Source organism: Pseudomonas sp. NFPP07 (assembly GCF_900115645.1).
Lineage (GTDB): Bacteria > Pseudomonadota > Gammaproteobacteria > Pseudomonadales > Pseudomonadaceae > Aquipseudomonas > Aquipseudomonas chlororaphis.
The window spans coordinates 333,843-349,783 of the sequence record NZ_FOXG01000004.1; the positions used below are offsets into that span (position 1 = coordinate 333,843).

Below are 15,941 nucleotides of genomic sequence, written 5' to 3' on the forward strand. Positions count from 1 at the left end.
TCCTCTCCCTTGCGGGAGAGGACGGGTGAAGACCTTCAGGTGTGGTGAATATCCCGGTCCTTGGTTTCCGGCAGGAACAAGGTGCCCAGGATCGCCGTCATCACCGCGATGACGATCGGGTACCAGAGCCCGTAGTAGATGTCCCCGGTGGCCGCCACCATGGCGAACGCCACCGTCGGCAGGAAGCCGCCGAACCAGCCGTTGCCGATGTGATATGGCAGCGACATCGAGGTGTAGCGGATGCGCGCCGGGAACAGCTCCACCAGCCAGGCGGCGATCGGGCCGTAGACCATGGTCACGTAGATCACCAGCAGGGTCAGCAATGCCAGCACCGCCGGGTAGTTGGTCTTGGCCGGGTCGGCCTTCTCGGGGTAGCCGGCGTCCTTGAGGGCGCTGCCCAGGGTGGCGACGAAGGCATCGTTCTGCGCCTTGAAGTCGGCGGCCGGCATGCCGGTGCCTTCGAAGCTCGGCAGCACCTTGTCGCCGATCCGGATCCGCGCCACGGCGCCGGGCTCGGCCTTCTCGTTCGCGTAAGGGATGGCTTTCTTTGCCAGCACGCTCTTGGCCAGGTCGCAGGAACTGGTGAATTTGGCCTTGCCCACCGGGTCGAACTGGAACGAGCACTGGCTAGGATCGGCGATCACCGTGACCGGGTTGCGCTCCTGGGCGCTGAACACCTCGGGGTTACCGTATTCGGTCAGCGCCTTGAAGATCGGAAAGTAGGTCAGCGCCGCGAGGACACAGCCGGCCATGATGATGCCCTTGCGACCGATGCGGTCCGACAGGCTGCCGAACAGGATGAAGAACGGCGTGCCGATCAGCAGCGAGCCGGCGATCAGCAGGTTGGCGGTCTGCGGGTCGATCTTGAGCGTCTGCAGCAGGAAGAACAGCGCGTAGAACTGCCCGGTGTACCAGACCACCGCCTGGCCGGCGGTGCCGCCGAGCAGCGCCATGATCACGATCTTGAGGTTGTCCCAGCGGGCGAAGGACTCGGTCAGCGGCGCCTTGGACGACTTGCCTTCGGCCTTCATCTTCTGGAACACCGGCGACTCGCTCAGCTGCAGGCGGATGTACACCGAGACGATCAGCAGCAGGATCGACAGCAGGAAGGGAATCCGCCAGCCCCAGGCCTCGAAGGCTTCGGTGCCGAGAATCGTGCGGCAGGCGAGGATCACCAGCAGCGACAGGAACAGGCCCAGGGTCGCCGTGGTCTGGATCCACGACGTGAAGTAGCCGCGCTTGCCCTTGGGGGCATGCTCGGCCACATAGGTCGCCGCCCCGCCGTACTCACCGCCCAGGGCCAGGCCCTGCAGCAAGCGCAGGCTGATCAGGATGATCGGCGCCGCCACGCCGATGGTCGTATAGCTGGGCAGCAGCCCGACCACGGCGGTGGAGACACCCATGATCACAATGGTGATGAGAAAGGTGTGCTTGCGCCCGATCATGTCGCCCAGGCGGCCGAACACGATCGCGCCGAACGGTCGCACGGCAAAGCCCGCGGCGAATGCCAGGAGGGCGAAGATGAAGGAGGTGGTTTCGTTGACGCCAGCAAAGAAGTGCTTGGCGATGATCGCGGCGAGAGAGCCGTAGAGGTAAAAGTCGTACCACTCGAATACGGTGCCCAGGGACGAGGCGAAAATGACCTTGCGTTCCTCCCTGGTGATCCCGCGGTTGGGCGCGCTGCCCGTGGTTGTACTGTCGATTGCCGGCATGAGGGTTCTCCGTCTTGTTCTTGTTATAGGCCGGAGTGCCTTACTACCCTTGCCGCACCCAGGCCCTGGGCTGATGTCATCGAACTGAAGCTCATTGAACAGATGTTCACCGAACTGATGTCACCGAACTGAAGCTCATCGAACTACGGATTGCACAAAGCATGGAAACAGACTGACGGCCTCGCATCGCTGCCAGGTTTCCCTGAAGCATAATCAGCTTCACGCAGATATCCACTCGCCCGCTGCCTAAGGGCCCCCCTGCCACGCCGCCGCCAATCATCACGGCCGTCGATCATTCAAATCATGAAAGCGGATTTTTCATTTTCCGCCGATGCCTTCAGAATGGCGCCACCTTCAATACCGTCGGACAAGTACGTCATGAATATCAATTTTGCGGTCGCCTGCATGATCGTGGTTTCCTTTGCCATCGCCCTGTTCCACACCTGATCGGCAGCCCCGCTCGACATAGCCCCGGCCATCGGCACGGGTGCCGGCCACTGACTTGCCGCGTTCCCCACGCGGCATTTGTGTTTAAAATGCCCGCCCTTTTATTGCCGGCCCTCCTTCGATGAACCCCGACGCCCTCTCCATCCTGCACCACCACCTGCTGACAGCCCTGGCCTGCGCTCCGGCGGAAACCCGGCGCCTGTTCCATGGCCGCGGGCGTTGCTGGCCAGGGCTGGAGCAACTGACCGTGGACTGGCTGCAGGGCGTGGTGCTGGTGGCGCTGTTCAAGGAGCCAGAGCCGCAGCAGTTGGAGGCGCTCAAGCAGTTGCTGCTGGCACTCAGCACCTCGCCCGAGTGGCAGGCCTGTGGCGCCCATACCCTGCTGCTGCAACACCGTTATCAGCTGCAAAGCCCGGTGGACTGGCTGGTGGGCGAACCTATCGAGGAATGGACCCTGGTCGAGGAAGGCCTGCGCTATCGGGTGGACCTGGGCCAGAAGCAGAACAACGGCCTGTTTCTCGACATGCGCTACGGTCGCAACTGGGTGCGCGCCAATGCCCGGGGCAAGCGCGTGCTGAACCTGTTCGCCTACACCTGCGGCTTCTCGGTGGCGGCCATCGAAGGCGGCGCGACCCATGTGGTCAACCTCGACATGTCGCGCGCGGCCCTGAGCCGTGGCCGCGACAATCACCGGCTCAACGGCCACGACCTGGGCCGGGTGAGCTTTCTCGGCCACGACCTGTTCAAGTCCTGGAGCAAAGTGAAAAGCGGCGGCCCCTACGACCTGGTGATCATCGACCCGCCGTCCTTCCAGAAAGGCAGCTTCCTGCTGACCAAGGACTACGCCCGGGTGCTGCGGCGCCTGCCGGAATTGCTCACCGCCGACGGCTGCGTGCTGGCCTGCATGAACGACCCGGCCGTCGGCTCGGACTTCCTGATCGACGGCGTCACCCGCGAGGCCCCGGGCCTGCGCTTCGAGCAACGCCTGGACAACCCGCCGGAGTTTCCCGATAGCGATATCGAGAGCGGCTTGAAGGCCCTGGTCTTCCGCCGGGTCGAATAAGCCCGCGGCGGTTCAGGCCGGGCTTGCCGCAGGTCCGCCCTCGCAATCCACCGCCCCAGGCCCTGGGGGCGCGTCATGATGAATGCGCGGATGCCAGGTCATAAAGCCCGGCACCTCCCGCTGCCGTCACACCGGCGCCTGCACCACCTCGATGCCCAGGCGCCGGTAGTCCTCGATGCTGCCCGAGGCCAGGTGCTGCTCGGTGATCAGCGTATGCAGGCGATTGCATGGCGCCACGGCGAAGGGTTCCACCGCGCCGAGCTTGTCGGCGGTGGTCACCGCGATGACCTGGGACGCGCTGTCGAGCAAGGCCTGCTTCACCGGTACCTCATCGAAGTGCAGCGAGGTGATGCCGACCTCCGGGTGAATCGCGCACACCCCGGTGAACAGCAGGTCGGCGCGGATGCCCTGGATCAGGCGTACCGCCTCATGGCCGCCGGAAGACAGGGTCGCCGGGTTGAGCCGGCCGCCGGCGAGAATCACCTGGCTGCGCGGGTATTCGGCCAGGGCGACGGCGATCAGCGGCGAAGCGGTGACCGCGGTGATGCCGATATCGGCAGGTAGCGACTGGGCGATCAGCAGCGTGGTCGAGCCCGAGTCGAACATCACGATCTGCCCTTCCTGCACCCGCTGCGCGCCGAGCCTGGCCAGGTGGCGCTTGACCTCGCTGCTTTCGCCCAGGCGGGTGAACACATCCTTGCCGGTGTCCTTGGGTCGTGGCAGCGCGCCGCCGTGCACCCGTTGCAGCAGCCCGGCATCGGCCAGTTCCGCCAGGTCGCGGCGGATGGTGTCCTCGGAGACCGCGAAATGCTGGCCCAGCTCGGACGCCATGACCTTGCCGTCGCGTTCGAGCAGCAACAGGATCTTCTGCCGGCGCACATGGGGCAGTTCGGCGATGGAATGCTGGTTTTGCATGGTTATGCCTGCTTTTGCGTGTTTATGCGAGATTAGCCAAGGCTTTGCCCAAACACAACGCCGGCCCTGCGCATTGGCCGCCCGGGCCCAGGCTTGCTTTACTGAGGCAACCGGGGCGAATTCGTCCCGCCCACCAGTCATGTGGCACCCGGACGCCCATGAGTGAGGAGATAACGCGCGATGCAACGTCTCAGTGCCAAAGACTTCGCCCCCGAGCTGCTTGAGCTCTACGACTACTACGCCCACGGCAAGATCAGCCGCCGCGAGTTTCTCGACCGGGCGGCGGCCTTCACCCTGGTCGGGCTGACCGCCAGCGCCACCCTCGCCGCCCTGACGCCGAACTACGCCCTGGCCGAACAGGTGTCATTCACCGACCCGGCGATCGTCGCCGAATACATCACCTACCCCTCGCCCAAGGGCCACGAGCAGGTCCGGGGTTATCTGGTGCGCCCGGCGAAAGCCGAAGGCAAGTTGCCGGCGGTGGTGGTGGCCCATGAAAACCGCGGGCTCAACCCCTATATCGAGGACGTTGCGCGACGCCTGGCCAAGGCCGGTTTCCTCGCCCTGGCCCCCGACGGCCTGACCTCCCTCGGCGGCTACCCCGGCAACGACGACAAGGGCCGCGAGCTGCAACTGAAGATCAATCCGGAAAAGCTGATGAACGACTTTTTCGCCGCCGTCGAATGGCTGCTCGAGCACGACGCCAGCACCGGCAAGGTCGGCATCACCGGCTTTTGTTATGGCGGTGGCGTGGCCAATGCCGCAGCCGTGGCCTACCCGGAACTGGCGGCGGCCGTGCCCTTCTACGGGCGCCAGCCGGACAGCGCGGAAGTCGAGCGGATCCAGGCGCCGCTGTTGCTGCACTACGCCGAACTGGACACCCGCATCAACGAAGGCTGGCCGGCCTACGAGCAGGCGCTGAAAGCCGCGGGCAAGACCTACGAGGCCTACATCTACCCCGGGGTGAACCACGGTTTTCACAACGACTCGACCCCGCGCTACGACGAGGCGGCGGCCACCCTGGCCTGGGACCGGACGCTGGCGTGGTTCCACAAGTACCTGGTCCAGGCCAGCGGCTGACAGCGGTTTGCAGGCGACGGCGCGAGGGCGCCGTCGCTTGTGCTCGGCGGCTCAGCCCTTGTTCAGCAACGCGGTGGCGATCACCGTGCCCATGGGCGTCGGTTGCGGGTCGTTCTGGTGCGCGACCGCGTTCACCGCCCAGTCCTCCAACTGCACCCGGCCCTTCTGGAAGATCATCATGTGGGTCGAACCACCGAACTCGAAATGCCCGATCTCGGTGCCACGGGTGATGTTCACCGGTGCCGCGCCTTCGTCGACGATGAACGGCGGCTCGATCACGCAGGTCGAGACCTCGACCATGCCGATGCAGATCAGCGCGACATAACCGCAGGTCGGGTGCTCGAAGACAAAGATCGCCCGGGCGGCGACATGCCCCAGGTACGGCTGCGACTCGGTGCCCTCCCAGGTGCCCTCGCCTTCGCCCTGGGCCGGACGCTGGGCAAAGTAAGTGCCCGGCTGCACCCAGGAGCGCACCAGCTTGCCATCGAGCGGGGCGTTCCAGCGGTGATAGTGGGTCGCCGACAGGAAGCCCTGGTAAGCCTGCCCACCCTGGAACGGCGCGGCCCACTGCTCCTGGCCGCCGAACAGATCGAGTAGCGAGTAATTGACGTCCTTGATCCAGAACTCGGTCTCGAACGCCACATCGTTTTCGTACTGCCAGGGCGTGGTCTCGCAGCCGATATCGATCTGGGTCAGCGGGTTGCCCTGGAACGGCCGCGCGCCGGGCACGAACCTGCGGATGAAAAACGCGTTCCAGGAATCGAAGCCGTAGCCGGGCAGGTTCGGGTCATGCTCCATCTGCTTCCAGACCCCGGCCTCATGGGCCGCCGCGGAGATCCACGAGCCCTCTTTTTCCGGGTCGTTGATGTCCAGCTTGTCGAGGGAAGCGCTGCTCTTGAGGAAGGCGTTCCAGGCATTGAGCACCTTCTTGAACTGCTGGTTGAAGGTCGTGTCATGGAACAGCGCGACACCCGCCTCGGTGCCCATCGACACCGCCAGGAAAGCGTTCATCGGCGTGCCGACCTGGGCCGTGGTGTTGAACGACGAGGAGGTGCTGATGATCTCGTTGAGAATCTCGAAGAAGCTGTCGTAGCCGGCGATCCACAGCGCATCGCCGTCCGAGTCCTTGATCTGCTCCTTGGTCGCCTCGTCCAGGGTCGCCACGTAGGCGTTCGACTGTTCGATCATCGAGTTGACCCACATGCGGTACACGCTGTTGTGGGTGACCCAGGTCTTGAACTCGATGATTTCCGCGCGCATCGGGGTCAGGGTGCCGGCCTTTTTCTTCTCGGCGATCAGGTTGCGCAGCGGCACCAGGAACTTGGCCGTGGCCCATACCCGGTTGGGCACCCAGAAGCCCATCTGGATCGGCCCGGCGTTGGCCAGCGTCAGGCGTTCGGCGCCGGTGCTTTCCAGGCGTGCCTGGCGCGACGGCTGTTTGGGGTTGTTGAGCTGTTTGTCGTACTGAGTCATGTCTTTACTCCTTTAAAGAGGCGGCGCCCGGGCTGCGATGGCCCGGGCGCGACCAGACCGCGATGAGGTACTGGCCAGCAAACGACTGCTCCAACAGGCGTTCATGTCAGGGGGGCGACAAGGGTTTTGTACGGGGTTGAACGACACTCCGTGTCCTTCTCGCAATGCCGGTCCCGGGCAGAATGCGGCGGCCGAACGGCCATCTACAGGCGCGACTTGCCTGGACAAGTAAAGCTGCTCTGGCGAGATTCTGGGGGGCGCCCAAAAAATTCATGTAACCGGTCGCTTCACGCTCCCGCTCGGCTGGCGATGGGCGCATGTCGGGCCATCAGCTCGGCGACCCAGTCGATAAACACCCGCAGCTTGATGCTGATATGCCGGTTGGGCGGGAACGCCACGTAGATTGGCATCGGCTCGAGCCGCCAGTCCTCGAACAGACGCACCAGCTCGCCCCGTTCCTGATGCGCCCGGGCCATGTAGTCCGGCAGCCAGAGCACGCCCAGGCCCGCCAGGCCGGCGGCGAGGTAGGCATTGCCATCGTCGACCGCCAGCACGTAGCGGCCCTTGATCTGCAGACTTTCGTTGTGGTTGCGCATGACATAGGGCAAGGCCTTGCCGGTGCGCGCCCAGAGAAAACCGACGATGCGATGCAACGAATCCTCCAGCTCGCGCGGATGCGCGGGCGTGCCGAGGCGCTCCAGGTAGCCGGGCGCCGCATACACGCCCAGCTGGAGGTCGCCGACCCGCCGCGCCATCAGCGACTGGTCCGTCAACTCGCCGCCGCGCACCACGCAATCCACGTTCTCGCCGAGCACATCGACGATGCGGTCGCTGACGCCCAGGTCGATCTGGATGTCCGGGTAGCGGGCATGAAACCCGGGCAAGGCCGGCACCAGGATCATGCTCGCCAACGGGCTGGGCACATCCACCCGCAGGCGTCCCCTGGGCAGCGCCGAAGCACTGGACAGGCTGGTCTCGGCATCGTCGAGGTCGGCCAGCAGGCGCACCACACGCTCGTAATACACCGCGCCGTCGGCGGTCAGGTGGACCCGGCGCGTGGTGCGGTTGAGCAACTTGACCCGCAGGCGCGCCTCCAGCTGCTGCACCAGTTGCGTCACGCTGGTCTTGCTCATGTGCAGCGTGTCGGCGGCCTTGGTGAAGCTGCCCGCCTCCACCACCCGGGCAAAGGCCTGCATCGCATCAAATCGGTCCATCTCCACTCCGGCTAACCATTGGATTGTTTGGATGCCACAAACAGTGATGGCTACGGTTGCTGGTTTATCGGCCCGGCGCAAGTGCCTAGAGTCAGCTTCATCGTTCATTCCAGGCCGGCTTCGGCCCTTATCGATGGAGGCAACACATGACTCAGCGCGACGTGGTTTTTCCGCCCGGACGCCAGGCGCTTTACCAGCGCAACCGCTACTCGCCGGCGATCCGTTCCAATGGCTTTCTGTTCGTCTCGGGGCAGGTCGGCAGCACCGCCGACGGCTCGCCCGAGCCGGACCTCGAGGCCCAGGTCCGCCTCGCCTTCAACAACCTCAACGCCATCCTGGCGGCCGCCGGCAGCTCCTTTGACGAGGTGATCGACGTCACCGTGTTTATCGTCGACCCCGAGGACAAATTCGAAACCATCTGGAAGGTGGTGCCGGAGTTCTGGGGCCAGGCGCCGCACCCGACGCTGACCGCCGTGGGCGTGACCTGGCTCTATGGCTTCGACTTCGAGATCAAGGTCATCGCCAGACTGCCGGAAAGCACCGCCGGCTGACTCACACCCCTCGACCGGGTCACGCCCGTGGCCCGGGATTCCACGGCCAGACCGGCCTCGCGGCTCCCATTCCCAAGCCCATTCCCACGCCTGACCCAGCATCACCCATCTGCTGAGCAATGATCTTTTGTCAGCCCCGCGCGGCCGAGCGTTAACTCTCGCCCCGCGAAGTCCTTTGACGGACCCCGTCACAAAATCAATAAGAGGGTTGGCCGATGCAAAGCAATGGCGCGTTGCTGTGGGTGTTATTGGCCGCGATCGTGATGATCGTGGTGTTGATTGTCAGGTTCAGGGTGCATGCCTTCCTGGCGCTGATCGCCGCCTGCGGCCTGGTGGGGATGGGCTCGGGGATGCCCTTGAATGCCATGCTCGAATCGTTCCAGAAGGGCCTGGGCGATACCCTGGGGTTTCTCGCCGCGATCATCGGGCTGGGCAGTATCCTCGGCAAGATGCTCGAGGAATCGGGGGGCGCCGAACGCATCGCCCGGACCTTGCTCGACACCCTGGGCGAGCGTCGCGCCTCCTGGGTGATGATGCTGGTGGGGTTCATCGCCGGCATCCCGGTGTTCTTCGAGGTCGGCTACATCCTGCTGATTCCGCTGGTGTACGTGGTGGCCAAGGCCACCCGCCTCAACCTGCTGCACCTCGGCGTGCCGCTGGCGGTGTCGCTGATGTGCGTGCACTGCATGCTGCCGCCGCACCCGGCGGCCATGGCCATTACCCACTTGCTGGGGGCCGACGTCGGCAAGGTGATCCTCTACGGCCTGATCGTCGGCCTGCCCACCGCCATCGTCGCCGGGCCGCTGTGGATCCGCCTGGTGGCGCGCAGCCAGGCCGAACCCTGGCAGGCGGCCTTCCTCGAGGAGCGTTGCGAGGCCCGTGGCGAACGCGTGCTGCCGGGCTTCTGGCTGACGTTGCTGACCATCCTGCTGCCGCTGCTGCTGATGATCGGCAAGACCTTCGCCAGCGCCCTGCCCGCCGGCTCGACGCTGTCCGGGCTGCTGTCGTTCTTCGGCAACCCGCTGGTGGCGCTGCTGATCGCCGTGGTCTTCGCCTACTGGTCCCTGGGCCTGCGCCGTGGCCTGGGCATGCAAGACCTGCTGGGGCACACCCAGAAAAGCCTGCCGCCGCTGGCCAGCATCCTGCTGATCATCGGTGCCGGCGGCGCCTTCAACGGTATCCTGATCGACAGCGGCGTGGGCAAGGTGCTGGCCGACTCCCTGACCCGGCTGGACATCAACCCCGTGGTGCTGGCCTGGCTGGTGGCGGGCCTGATGCACTTCGCGGTGGGCTCGGCGACCGTGGCCATGATGAGCGCCGCCGCCATCGTGCTGCCGACCCTGGGCGTCGACTCCGGCTACAGCAAGGAGATCATCGTGGTCGCCATCGGCGCCGGGGCCATCGGCTGGACCCACGTCACCGACTCGGCCTTCTGGGTGGTCAAGGAATACCTCGGGGTGTCGCTGGCCGATGCCCTCAAGACCTTCACCAGCGCCACGGTCCTGGCCTCGGTGGTCGCCCTGTTGCTGACCCTGGCCCTCTCTCATTTCGTTTAAACCTTTGCCACAGGAGACTTCCCCATGATCGCAGGCCAGCCACTCGCTACCTGGACCCGCCGCTTCCCGCTGCTCGAAGAGCTGATGGCGTTGCGCGAAACCACCTGGTTCACCCCCACCCGCGCGCCCCTGGCCGATGGCCTGGGCGATCTTGCGCTGAGTGCCGCCGACGTGGCCGACGCCAGCGCCCGCCTTGCGCGTTTCGCCGCGTATTTTCGCGTGGCCTTCCCCGAGACCTTGGCCAGCCACGGCATTCTCGAATCGCCGATCCAGCCGCTGCCGGCCTTGCAGGCGGTGCTGGCCAGCCGCTATGACCAGGCCCTGCCCGGCGCGCTGTGGATCAAACAGGACAGCCACCTGCCGATCTCCGGGTCGATCAAGGCCCGCGGCGGTATCTACGAGGTGCTCAAGCACGCCGAACGACTGGCCCTGGAGGCCGGCCTGCTGCGCCCGGACCAGGACTACAGCGTGCTCGACTCGCCCCAGGCCCGGGCGTTCTTCAGCCACTACCGGATCGCCGTCGGCTCCACCGGCAACCTGGGCCTGTCCATCGGCCTGATGGGCGCCCGGCTGGGCTTCCAGGTCACGGTGCACATGTCCGCCGACGCCCGCCAATGGAAGAAGGACAAGCTGCGCGCCCACGGTGTGAATGTCATGGAATACCAGAGCGACTACAGCATCGCCGTGGCCCAGGGGCGCCGGCAGGCCAGCGCCGATCCGGCCTGCCACTTCGTCGATGACGAAAACTCCACCGACCTGTTCCTCGGCTACGCCGTGGCCGCCGAACGCCTGAGCCGGCAACTGGCGCAGGCCGGGGTCCGGGTCGATGCCGAGCATCCGCTGTTCGTCTACCTGCCCTGCGGCGTCGGCGGCGGCCCTGGCGGCGTGGCGTTCGGCTTGAAGCTGGCGTTCGGCGACGCCGTTCACTGTATATTTGCCGAGCCCACCCATTCGCCGTGCATGCTGCTGGGGGTGCACACCGGGCTGCATGACGAGGTGTCGGTGCAGGACTTCGGCATCGACAACCTCACCGCCGCCGACGGCCTGGCCGTCGGCCGCGCCTCGGGTTTTGTCGGCCGCGCCATGCAGCGGCTGATCGAGGGTTACTACACCGTCAGCGATGACGAACTGCATGCCCTGGTCTGGCTGATGGCCAAGCACCAACAGCTGCACCTGGAGCCCTCGGCGGTGGCCGGTGTCCCAGGCATCGCCCGGGTGCAGGCACAGCGTGACCAGTACCTGCAGCGCAGCGGCCTGAGCGCCGCGGCTTACGCCCGGGCCACCCACCTGGTCTGGGCCACGGGCGGCAGCATGGTCCCGGACACCGAGATGCAGGCCTACCTGGCGCAAGGTGCCCGGGTGCTGCAAGGCTCATAACCGACCGACAGGAGAAGCGCCGGCTTGTACAACCTACCGCCCCGACTGGATGCCAAGCTCAACAGCAGCCAGTTCTCGAACCTGTTCACCTTCCAGGTCGCGGCCCGCCACCTGAGTTTCAGCAAGGCCGCCGATGAGTTGTGCCTGACCGCCAGCGCGGTCAGCCATCGCATCGCCCGGCTGGAGGCGGAGCTGTCGATCCAGCTGTTCCGCCGGCTGACCCGGCGGGTCGAGCTGACCGAGGCCGGCGAACGGATTTTCGCGATCCTCCAGCAGACCCTGGGCGAACTGTCCGAAGTCCTGGCCCAGCCGGTCGACGCCGACCTGGCCGGGCCGCTGACCCTGTACGCCCACCCGTCCATCGCCCATGCCTGGCTGGTGCCGCGCCTGGCCGAGTTCGGCCAGCGCTTTCCCGGGGTCAGGCTCGACCTGCGCGTAGGCAACGACCGCATCGACTTCCGCACCCGGCAGATCGACCTGGCGCTGTACTACGGCAATGGCGAGTTCCATGGGCTGGTGGCGCACAAGCTGATGCAGGAGCGGGTCGCACCGGTGTGCAGCCGGCAATACGCCGAACGCCATGGATTGACCGGCGCGGTCGAGCAACTGCAGCACTGCACCCTGCTGCATGACTCGCTGGCCTGGGACCATGCCACCTTCGATTCCGAATGGGCGCTGTGGATTCGCCAGCACGGCGATGATGTGGCCATGCCGAAGCGCGGGGTGACTTTCGATCGCTCGGACCTTTGCGTCACCGCCGCCATCCACCATGCCGGCGTGGCGATCGGGCGCGAGCATCTGGTCAGCGAGGCGATCGGGCAAGGCCGGTTGGTGCTGCCGTTCACGGGGTTTACCCGCAGCGGCGAATACGATTACTACATCGTCCACCCGGCCCTGGAGGCCCTGCCGCGACGGGTCTCGGCCTGTATCGCCTGGTTACGGGAGTGTGCGGCGCAGACGCCGGGAACCTGAAGGCCGGCGCTGGAGGCCGGCTGGGGGGAGATCAGCGGCTGGCGCCGCCGCCCTTCTTGCGCAGCGCCTTCAAGCGCTGGCTCGCCCGCTGCACCGCCGCCATCTTTTCCGGGCGCTTCATGCGCTTCCATTGGCGGATGTCGTCCTTGCTGCGCCCGCAACTCAGGCACAGATCGCCGCTCAGCTGGCAAACGGCGATGCAGGGGTTGTCGATTTCCTTGGCCATGCTTCAGCCTGGCTGCCGGTCGTCGCAGGTTCTGCCAACCATCAATGCTGCATCTTGCTGTGGTCGGGCATGTTCAGCGCGCGGGCCTGGGCCTCGACCTTGATCGACTCTTTTTCGCCCTTGGCATTTTCCACCACCAGGGTCAGCGGCACCTTGTCGCCTTCCTTCACCTGGGCCACCAGGTCGATCAGCATCACGTGATAACCGTGGGGGTCCAGGGCCACGGCCTTGCCGGCCGGCAACGCGACGAAGTCCGCCGGGCGCATGCTCATCACATCGTTGTGCATGCTCGACTGGTGAATCTGCACGATCTTGGCCACTGGCGACTCGACGCTGAGCAGCTTGCTGTCGTCGCTGGCAGTCAGGGTCATGAAGGCCCCGGTCGCCTGTTGCCCGGCGACGGTGGCGCGTACCCAGGCGTCGTCGACCTGGGTCTGGGCCGCGGCCTGGCCCGCCAGGCCCAGCAGGGACAGGCCGATCAGGATGCGTTTGGCGCGTTGGGCGATAGCGGTTTTATTCAGGGCCGGGTACATCAGCAGACCTCCATGACGGTCAGTAGATCTTCCGCGCACTCTTGCGCGGTAAGCGATTGGGACAAGCCCAGGCGCAACGTGCCCCGGGAGTCGTAGACAAAACTGGTGGCGGTGTGGGACAGGGTGTAGGTCGAACCGCTGGGGATCTTCTCGTAGAACACGTCGAACTCCTTGGCCGTGGCCGCGGTCTGCTCCAGCGTGCCGTACAGCGCGACGAACGACGGGTCGAAGGCCTTGACGTAGGCATCGAGAACCTCCGGGGTATCCCGCTCGGGGTCCAGGGTGATGAAGATCACCTGCAGGCGGTCGCCGTCGCGGCCCATCAGTTTCTTGGCCTGGGCCGCGCGCGCCAGCGTCGTGGGGCAGATCGCCGGGCACTGGGTGAAACCGAAGAACACCATCGGCATCAGGCCGCTATAGCTCGAGAGCGTCCTGACGTTGCCCTCGGTGTCCTTCAGCTTGAAGGTACGGCCCATGATCTTGTCGCTCAGATCCTTGCCATATTTGTACGACAGCTGGCCCCGGGTATCGCAGCCGGCCAAAAGACCGAGACCCAACACCCCCATACCTGCAATCACCTCGCGGCGACTCAACAAAACACTCATTCGTTACCGCCCTTTGAGGAGCCGAAAGTCCAGACGACCCGCCAGGCGGCCCATCCGTAAAAGCCACGCATGGTAGCAAAACGCGGCGCCCCGCTTCCTGCCAAATGGATGACAGGTTGTGTGCGACCTTGGTCGGGTGCGGCGTTTAGCCGCGCTTGCCAGCGGCGCTCAGCCCAGCCGCGCCAGGCGTTGTTGCCAGTTGCCGCCGTTGATGCGCTGGCACTGTTCTTCGCTGTCGTAGCGCACATGGGCCGCCAGCGCCTGCAACTCCACGCCGGCGTCATGCAGCGCCACGGCTGTCAGTTCGAGCATGCGCTCGCCCTGCCCGCAGGCCAGGGCCAGGGACTTGCTGGCCTGGGTGTCGAACACCCATACCACCCTCAGGCTGGCGGGAAACGCCGCGTAATCGGCCACATGGGTCAGCCAGGAGAACCCGACGATTTCCGCCTTGGCGGTTTCGCAGGCGTCGGTGAGGCTGGCGACCAGGCGGCGTTCGAGACGCGCCTGCTCGCGTTTGCTTGATGGCATGGTGGCTCCTTGGCTGCCCGGTATTAAGCGCCGGGACCACGCAGTCTTGCCGCGAGCGCCCATCAATACAAGCCCCACGGCTGGCTGGCGCGGCGGTTATTCCGTAATATTCGCCGCCTTTCGACAATCCCCCGCAACCCCGGCCGACCCTGGCCACCCTCTCAGGTAAACCATGAAACCCGCTCGCCTTCGCGCCGACATCCTGGCCGGACTCACCACCTCTTTCGCCCTGGTGCCCGAGTGCATCGCCTTCGCTCTGGTCGCCCACCTCAACCCGCTGATGGGCCTGTACGGGGCCTTTATCATCTGCACCCTGACCGCGCTGTTCGGCGGCCGCCCGGGGATGATTTCCGGCGCCGCCGGGTCGATGGCGGTGGTGATCGTCGCGCTGGTGGTGCAGCACGGCGTGCAGTACCTGCTGGCCACGGTGCTGCTCGGTGGCCTGGTCATGATCGCCTTCGGCCTGCTGCGCCTGGGCAAGCTGGTGCGGATCGTGCCGTACCCGGTGATGCTCGGCTTCGTCAATGGCCTGGCGATCATCATTGCCCTGGCCCAGCTGGAGCACTTCAAGGCCGATGAACGCTGGCTCGGCGGCACGCCCCTGTGGCTGATGCTCGGGCTGGTGGCGCTGACCATGGCCATCGTCCATCTGCTGCCACGCTTGAGCCGCGCGGTGCCGCCGGCGCTGGTGGCGATCCTCGGGGTCGGCCTGCTGGTCTACCTGCTGGGCCTGCCGACCCGCACCCTGGGCGACATGGCCCATATCGCCGGCGGCCTGCCGCGCCTGGTGCTGCCGGACATTGCGTGGAACCTGGAGACCCTGGGCATCATCGCCCCCTACGCGTTCCTGATGGCCATGGTCGGCCTGCTGGAAACCCTGCTGACCCTCAACCTCACCGACGAAATCACCGAGAGCCGCAGCTTCCCCGACCGCGAATGCGTGGCCCTGGGCGCGGCCAATATCGCCTCCGGCCTGTTCGGCGGCATGGGCGGTTGCGCGATGATCGGCCAGACCGTGATCAACCTCAGCTCCGGCGGCCGTGGCCGGCTGTCCGGGGTGGTCGCCGGGACGATGATCCTGCTGTTCGTGCTGTTTCTCTCGCCCCTGATCGAGCGCATTCCGCTAGCGGCGCTGGTCGGGGTGATGTTCGTGGTGGCCCAGCAGACCTTCGCCTGGGGCTCGCTGCGGGTACTGCACAAAGTGCCGTTGAACGACATGCTGGTGATAGTCGCGGTGACCATCATCACCGTGTTCACCGACCTCGCCATCGCGGTGCTGTGCGGCATCGTCATCGCCGCCCTCAACTTCGCCTGGCAGCATTCGCGCGAGCTGTACGCCGACAGCCACGAAGAAGCCGACGGCAGCAAGCTGTACCGGGTCCACGGCACCCTGTTCTTCGCCTCGACCACCTCCTTCCTCAACCACTTCGATCCGGCGGGCGACCCGGCCCAGGTGACCCTCGACTGCCGCCACCTGAGCTTCGTCGACTACTCGGCCATCGCCGCCCTGAAAACCCTGCGCGAACGCTACGGCAAGGCCGGCAAGCACCTGCGGGTGACCCACCTGTCCGAGCGCTGCAAGCAGTTGCTCAAGCGTGCGGGCATCCAGCACGGCTGAGCCCAGGCTCACGGAACGGCCGCCTTCAGCGGCACGTCTGTTCTCGACAAATGCCTTTACACCCCTTCCCG

Annotated in this window: 16 protein-coding genes; 7 read left to right on the forward strand and 9 right to left on the reverse strand. The window is 65.7% G+C overall.

What is annotated here, in order from left to right; translation table 11 throughout:
- Positions 1–35 precede the first annotated feature (35 nt).
- Complete coding sequence (locus BM019_RS12695) at positions 36–1,712, reverse strand: MFS transporter (RefSeq protein WP_062825395.1); 1,677 nt, start codon at positions 1,710–1,712, stop codon at positions 36–38.
- Between the two features lie 296 nt (positions 1,713–2,008).
- Positions 2,009–2,140 carry a hypothetical protein gene (locus BM019_RS31180; protein WP_256596225.1) on the reverse strand — a complete coding sequence of 44 codons (132 nt, stop codon included), beginning with the start codon at positions 2,138–2,140 and terminating at the stop codon, positions 2,009–2,011.
- Positions 2,141–2,280: 140 nt separating this feature from the next.
- On the opposite strand from BM019_RS31180, the gene BM019_RS12700 reads away from it, so the two are divergent.
- Positions 2,281–3,222: a class I SAM-dependent methyltransferase gene (locus BM019_RS12700; RefSeq protein ID WP_092418455.1), complete on the forward strand. Its 942-nt coding sequence runs from the start codon at positions 2,281–2,283 to the stop codon at positions 3,220–3,222.
- 126 nt (positions 3,223–3,348) lie between these two features.
- Here BM019_RS12700 and BM019_RS12705 read toward each other — a convergent pair whose 3' ends face one another.
- On the reverse strand, positions 3,349–4,137 hold the full coding sequence (locus BM019_RS12705) for a DeoR/GlpR family DNA-binding transcription regulator (RefSeq protein WP_007924902.1): 789 nt from the start codon (positions 4,135–4,137) through the stop codon (positions 3,349–3,351).
- Positions 4,138–4,317: 180 nt separating this feature from the next.
- On the opposite strand from BM019_RS12705, the gene yghX reads away from it, so the two are divergent.
- Positions 4,318–5,217, forward strand: coding sequence for a YghX family hydrolase (gene yghX / locus BM019_RS12710; RefSeq protein ID WP_092418456.1), 900 nt, complete (start codon positions 4,318–4,320; stop codon positions 5,215–5,217).
- A gap of 51 nt (positions 5,218–5,268) precedes the next feature.
- On the opposite strand, the gene BM019_RS12715 is transcribed toward yghX, so the two are convergent.
- Entirely contained in the window at positions 5,269–6,690 is a 1,422-nt protein-coding gene (locus tag BM019_RS12715; protein ID WP_092418457.1) for a phosphatidylserine decarboxylase family protein, read from the reverse strand.
- 287 nt (positions 6,691–6,977) lie between these two features.
- Entirely contained in the window at positions 6,978–7,904 is a 927-nt protein-coding gene (locus BM019_RS12720) for a LysR family transcriptional regulator (RefSeq protein WP_092418458.1), read from the reverse strand.
- A gap of 146 nt (positions 7,905–8,050) precedes the next feature.
- Between BM019_RS12720 and BM019_RS12725 the strand changes: the two genes are divergently transcribed.
- The 4 genes from BM019_RS12725 to dsdC all read left to right on the forward strand — a co-directional run bounded on the left by BM019_RS12725 (position 8,051) and on the right by dsdC (position 12,360).
- Positions 8,051–8,455 (forward strand): RidA family protein, encoded by a 405-nt coding sequence (locus tag BM019_RS12725; RefSeq protein ID WP_009043231.1) that lies wholly within the window; start codon positions 8,051–8,053, stop codon positions 8,453–8,455.
- Between the two features lie 215 nt (positions 8,456–8,670).
- The gene (locus tag BM019_RS12730) at positions 8,671–10,011 is read left to right on the forward strand and encodes a GntT/GntP/DsdX family permease (RefSeq protein ID WP_007924894.1); all 1,341 of its coding nucleotides are present in this window, start codon (positions 8,671–8,673) and stop codon (positions 10,009–10,011) included.
- A gap of 24 nt (positions 10,012–10,035) precedes the next feature.
- Positions 10,036–11,388, forward strand: coding sequence for a D-serine ammonia-lyase (locus tag BM019_RS12735; protein WP_092418459.1), 1,353 nt, complete (start codon positions 10,036–10,038; stop codon positions 11,386–11,388).
- 24 nt (positions 11,389–11,412) lie between these two features.
- Complete coding sequence (dsdC, locus tag BM019_RS12740; protein WP_092418460.1) at positions 11,413–12,360, forward strand: DNA-binding transcriptional regulator DsdC; 948 nt, start codon at positions 11,413–11,415, stop codon at positions 12,358–12,360.
- 31 nt (positions 12,361–12,391) lie between these two features.
- Here the strand turns inward: dsdC and BM019_RS12745 are convergent, their stop codons facing one another.
- The 4 genes from BM019_RS12745 to BM019_RS12760 all read right to left on the reverse strand — a co-directional run bounded on the left by BM019_RS12745 (position 12,392) and on the right by BM019_RS12760 (position 14,252).
- The gene (locus tag BM019_RS12745; RefSeq protein WP_007924891.1) at positions 12,392–12,586 is read right to left on the reverse strand and encodes a DUF1289 domain-containing protein; all 195 of its coding nucleotides are present in this window, start codon (positions 12,584–12,586) and stop codon (positions 12,392–12,394) included.
- 41 nt (positions 12,587–12,627) lie between these two features.
- Positions 12,628–13,119, reverse strand: coding sequence for a copper chaperone PCu(A)C (locus BM019_RS12750; protein ID WP_007924890.1), 492 nt, complete (start codon positions 13,117–13,119; stop codon positions 12,628–12,630).
- Positions 13,119–13,724, reverse strand: a complete 606-nt coding sequence (locus BM019_RS12755; protein ID WP_007924889.1) for an SCO family protein — start codon at positions 13,722–13,724, stop codon at positions 13,119–13,121. Before BM019_RS12755 ends, BM019_RS12750 begins: the two co-directional genes overlap by 1 nt.
- A 168-nt stretch (positions 13,725–13,892) precedes the next feature.
- Entirely contained in the window at positions 13,893–14,252 is a 360-nt protein-coding gene (locus BM019_RS12760; RefSeq protein ID WP_092418461.1) for a hypothetical protein, read from the reverse strand.
- Between the two features lie 172 nt (positions 14,253–14,424).
- Here BM019_RS12760 and BM019_RS12765 point away from each other — a divergent pair, with 172 nt between their 5' ends.
- Positions 14,425–15,870 (forward strand): SulP family inorganic anion transporter, encoded by a 1,446-nt coding sequence (locus tag BM019_RS12765; RefSeq protein WP_092418462.1) that lies wholly within the window; start codon positions 14,425–14,427, stop codon positions 15,868–15,870.
- The last annotated feature ends 71 nt before the right edge of the window (positions 15,871–15,941 follow it).

Coding starts and splice junctions, on each gene's coding strand:
- BM019_RS12695 (WP_062825395.1), bottom strand. CDS start 1,712: ATGCCGGCAATCGACAGTACAACCACGGGCAGCGCGCCCAACCGCGGG.
- BM019_RS31180 (WP_256596225.1), bottom strand. CDS start 2,140: ATGGCAAAGGAAACCACGATCATGCAGGCGACCGCAAAATTGATATTC.
- BM019_RS12700 (WP_092418455.1), top strand. CDS start 2,281: ATGAACCCCGACGCCCTCTCCATCCTGCACCACCACCTGCTGACAGCC.
- BM019_RS12705 (WP_007924902.1), bottom strand. CDS start 4,137: ATGCAAAACCAGCATTCCATCGCCGAACTGCCCCATGTGCGCCGGCAG.
- yghX (WP_092418456.1), top strand. CDS start 4,318: ATGCAACGTCTCAGTGCCAAAGACTTCGCCCCCGAGCTGCTTGAGCTC.
- BM019_RS12715 (WP_092418457.1), bottom strand. CDS start 6,690: ATGACTCAGTACGACAAACAGCTCAACAACCCCAAACAGCCGTCGCGC.
- BM019_RS12720 (WP_092418458.1), bottom strand. CDS start 7,904: ATGGACCGATTTGATGCGATGCAGGCCTTTGCCCGGGTGGTGGAGGCG.
- BM019_RS12725 (WP_009043231.1), top strand. CDS start 8,051: ATGACTCAGCGCGACGTGGTTTTTCCGCCCGGACGCCAGGCGCTTTAC.
- BM019_RS12730 (WP_007924894.1), top strand. CDS start 8,671: ATGCAAAGCAATGGCGCGTTGCTGTGGGTGTTATTGGCCGCGATCGTG.
- BM019_RS12735 (WP_092418459.1), top strand. CDS start 10,036: ATGATCGCAGGCCAGCCACTCGCTACCTGGACCCGCCGCTTCCCGCTG.
- BM019_RS12745 (WP_007924891.1), bottom strand. CDS start 12,586: ATGGCCAAGGAAATCGACAACCCCTGCATCGCCGTTTGCCAGCTGAGC.
- BM019_RS12750 (WP_007924890.1), bottom strand. CDS start 13,119: ATGTACCCGGCCCTGAATAAAACCGCTATCGCCCAACGCGCCAAACGC.
- BM019_RS12755 (WP_007924889.1), bottom strand. CDS start 13,724: ATGAGTGTTTTGTTGAGTCGCCGCGAGGTGATTGCAGGTATGGGGGTG.
- BM019_RS12760 (WP_092418461.1), bottom strand. CDS start 14,252: ATGCCATCAAGCAAACGCGAGCAGGCGCGTCTCGAACGCCGCCTGGTC.
- BM019_RS12765 (WP_092418462.1), top strand. CDS start 14,425: ATGAAACCCGCTCGCCTTCGCGCCGACATCCTGGCCGGACTCACCACC.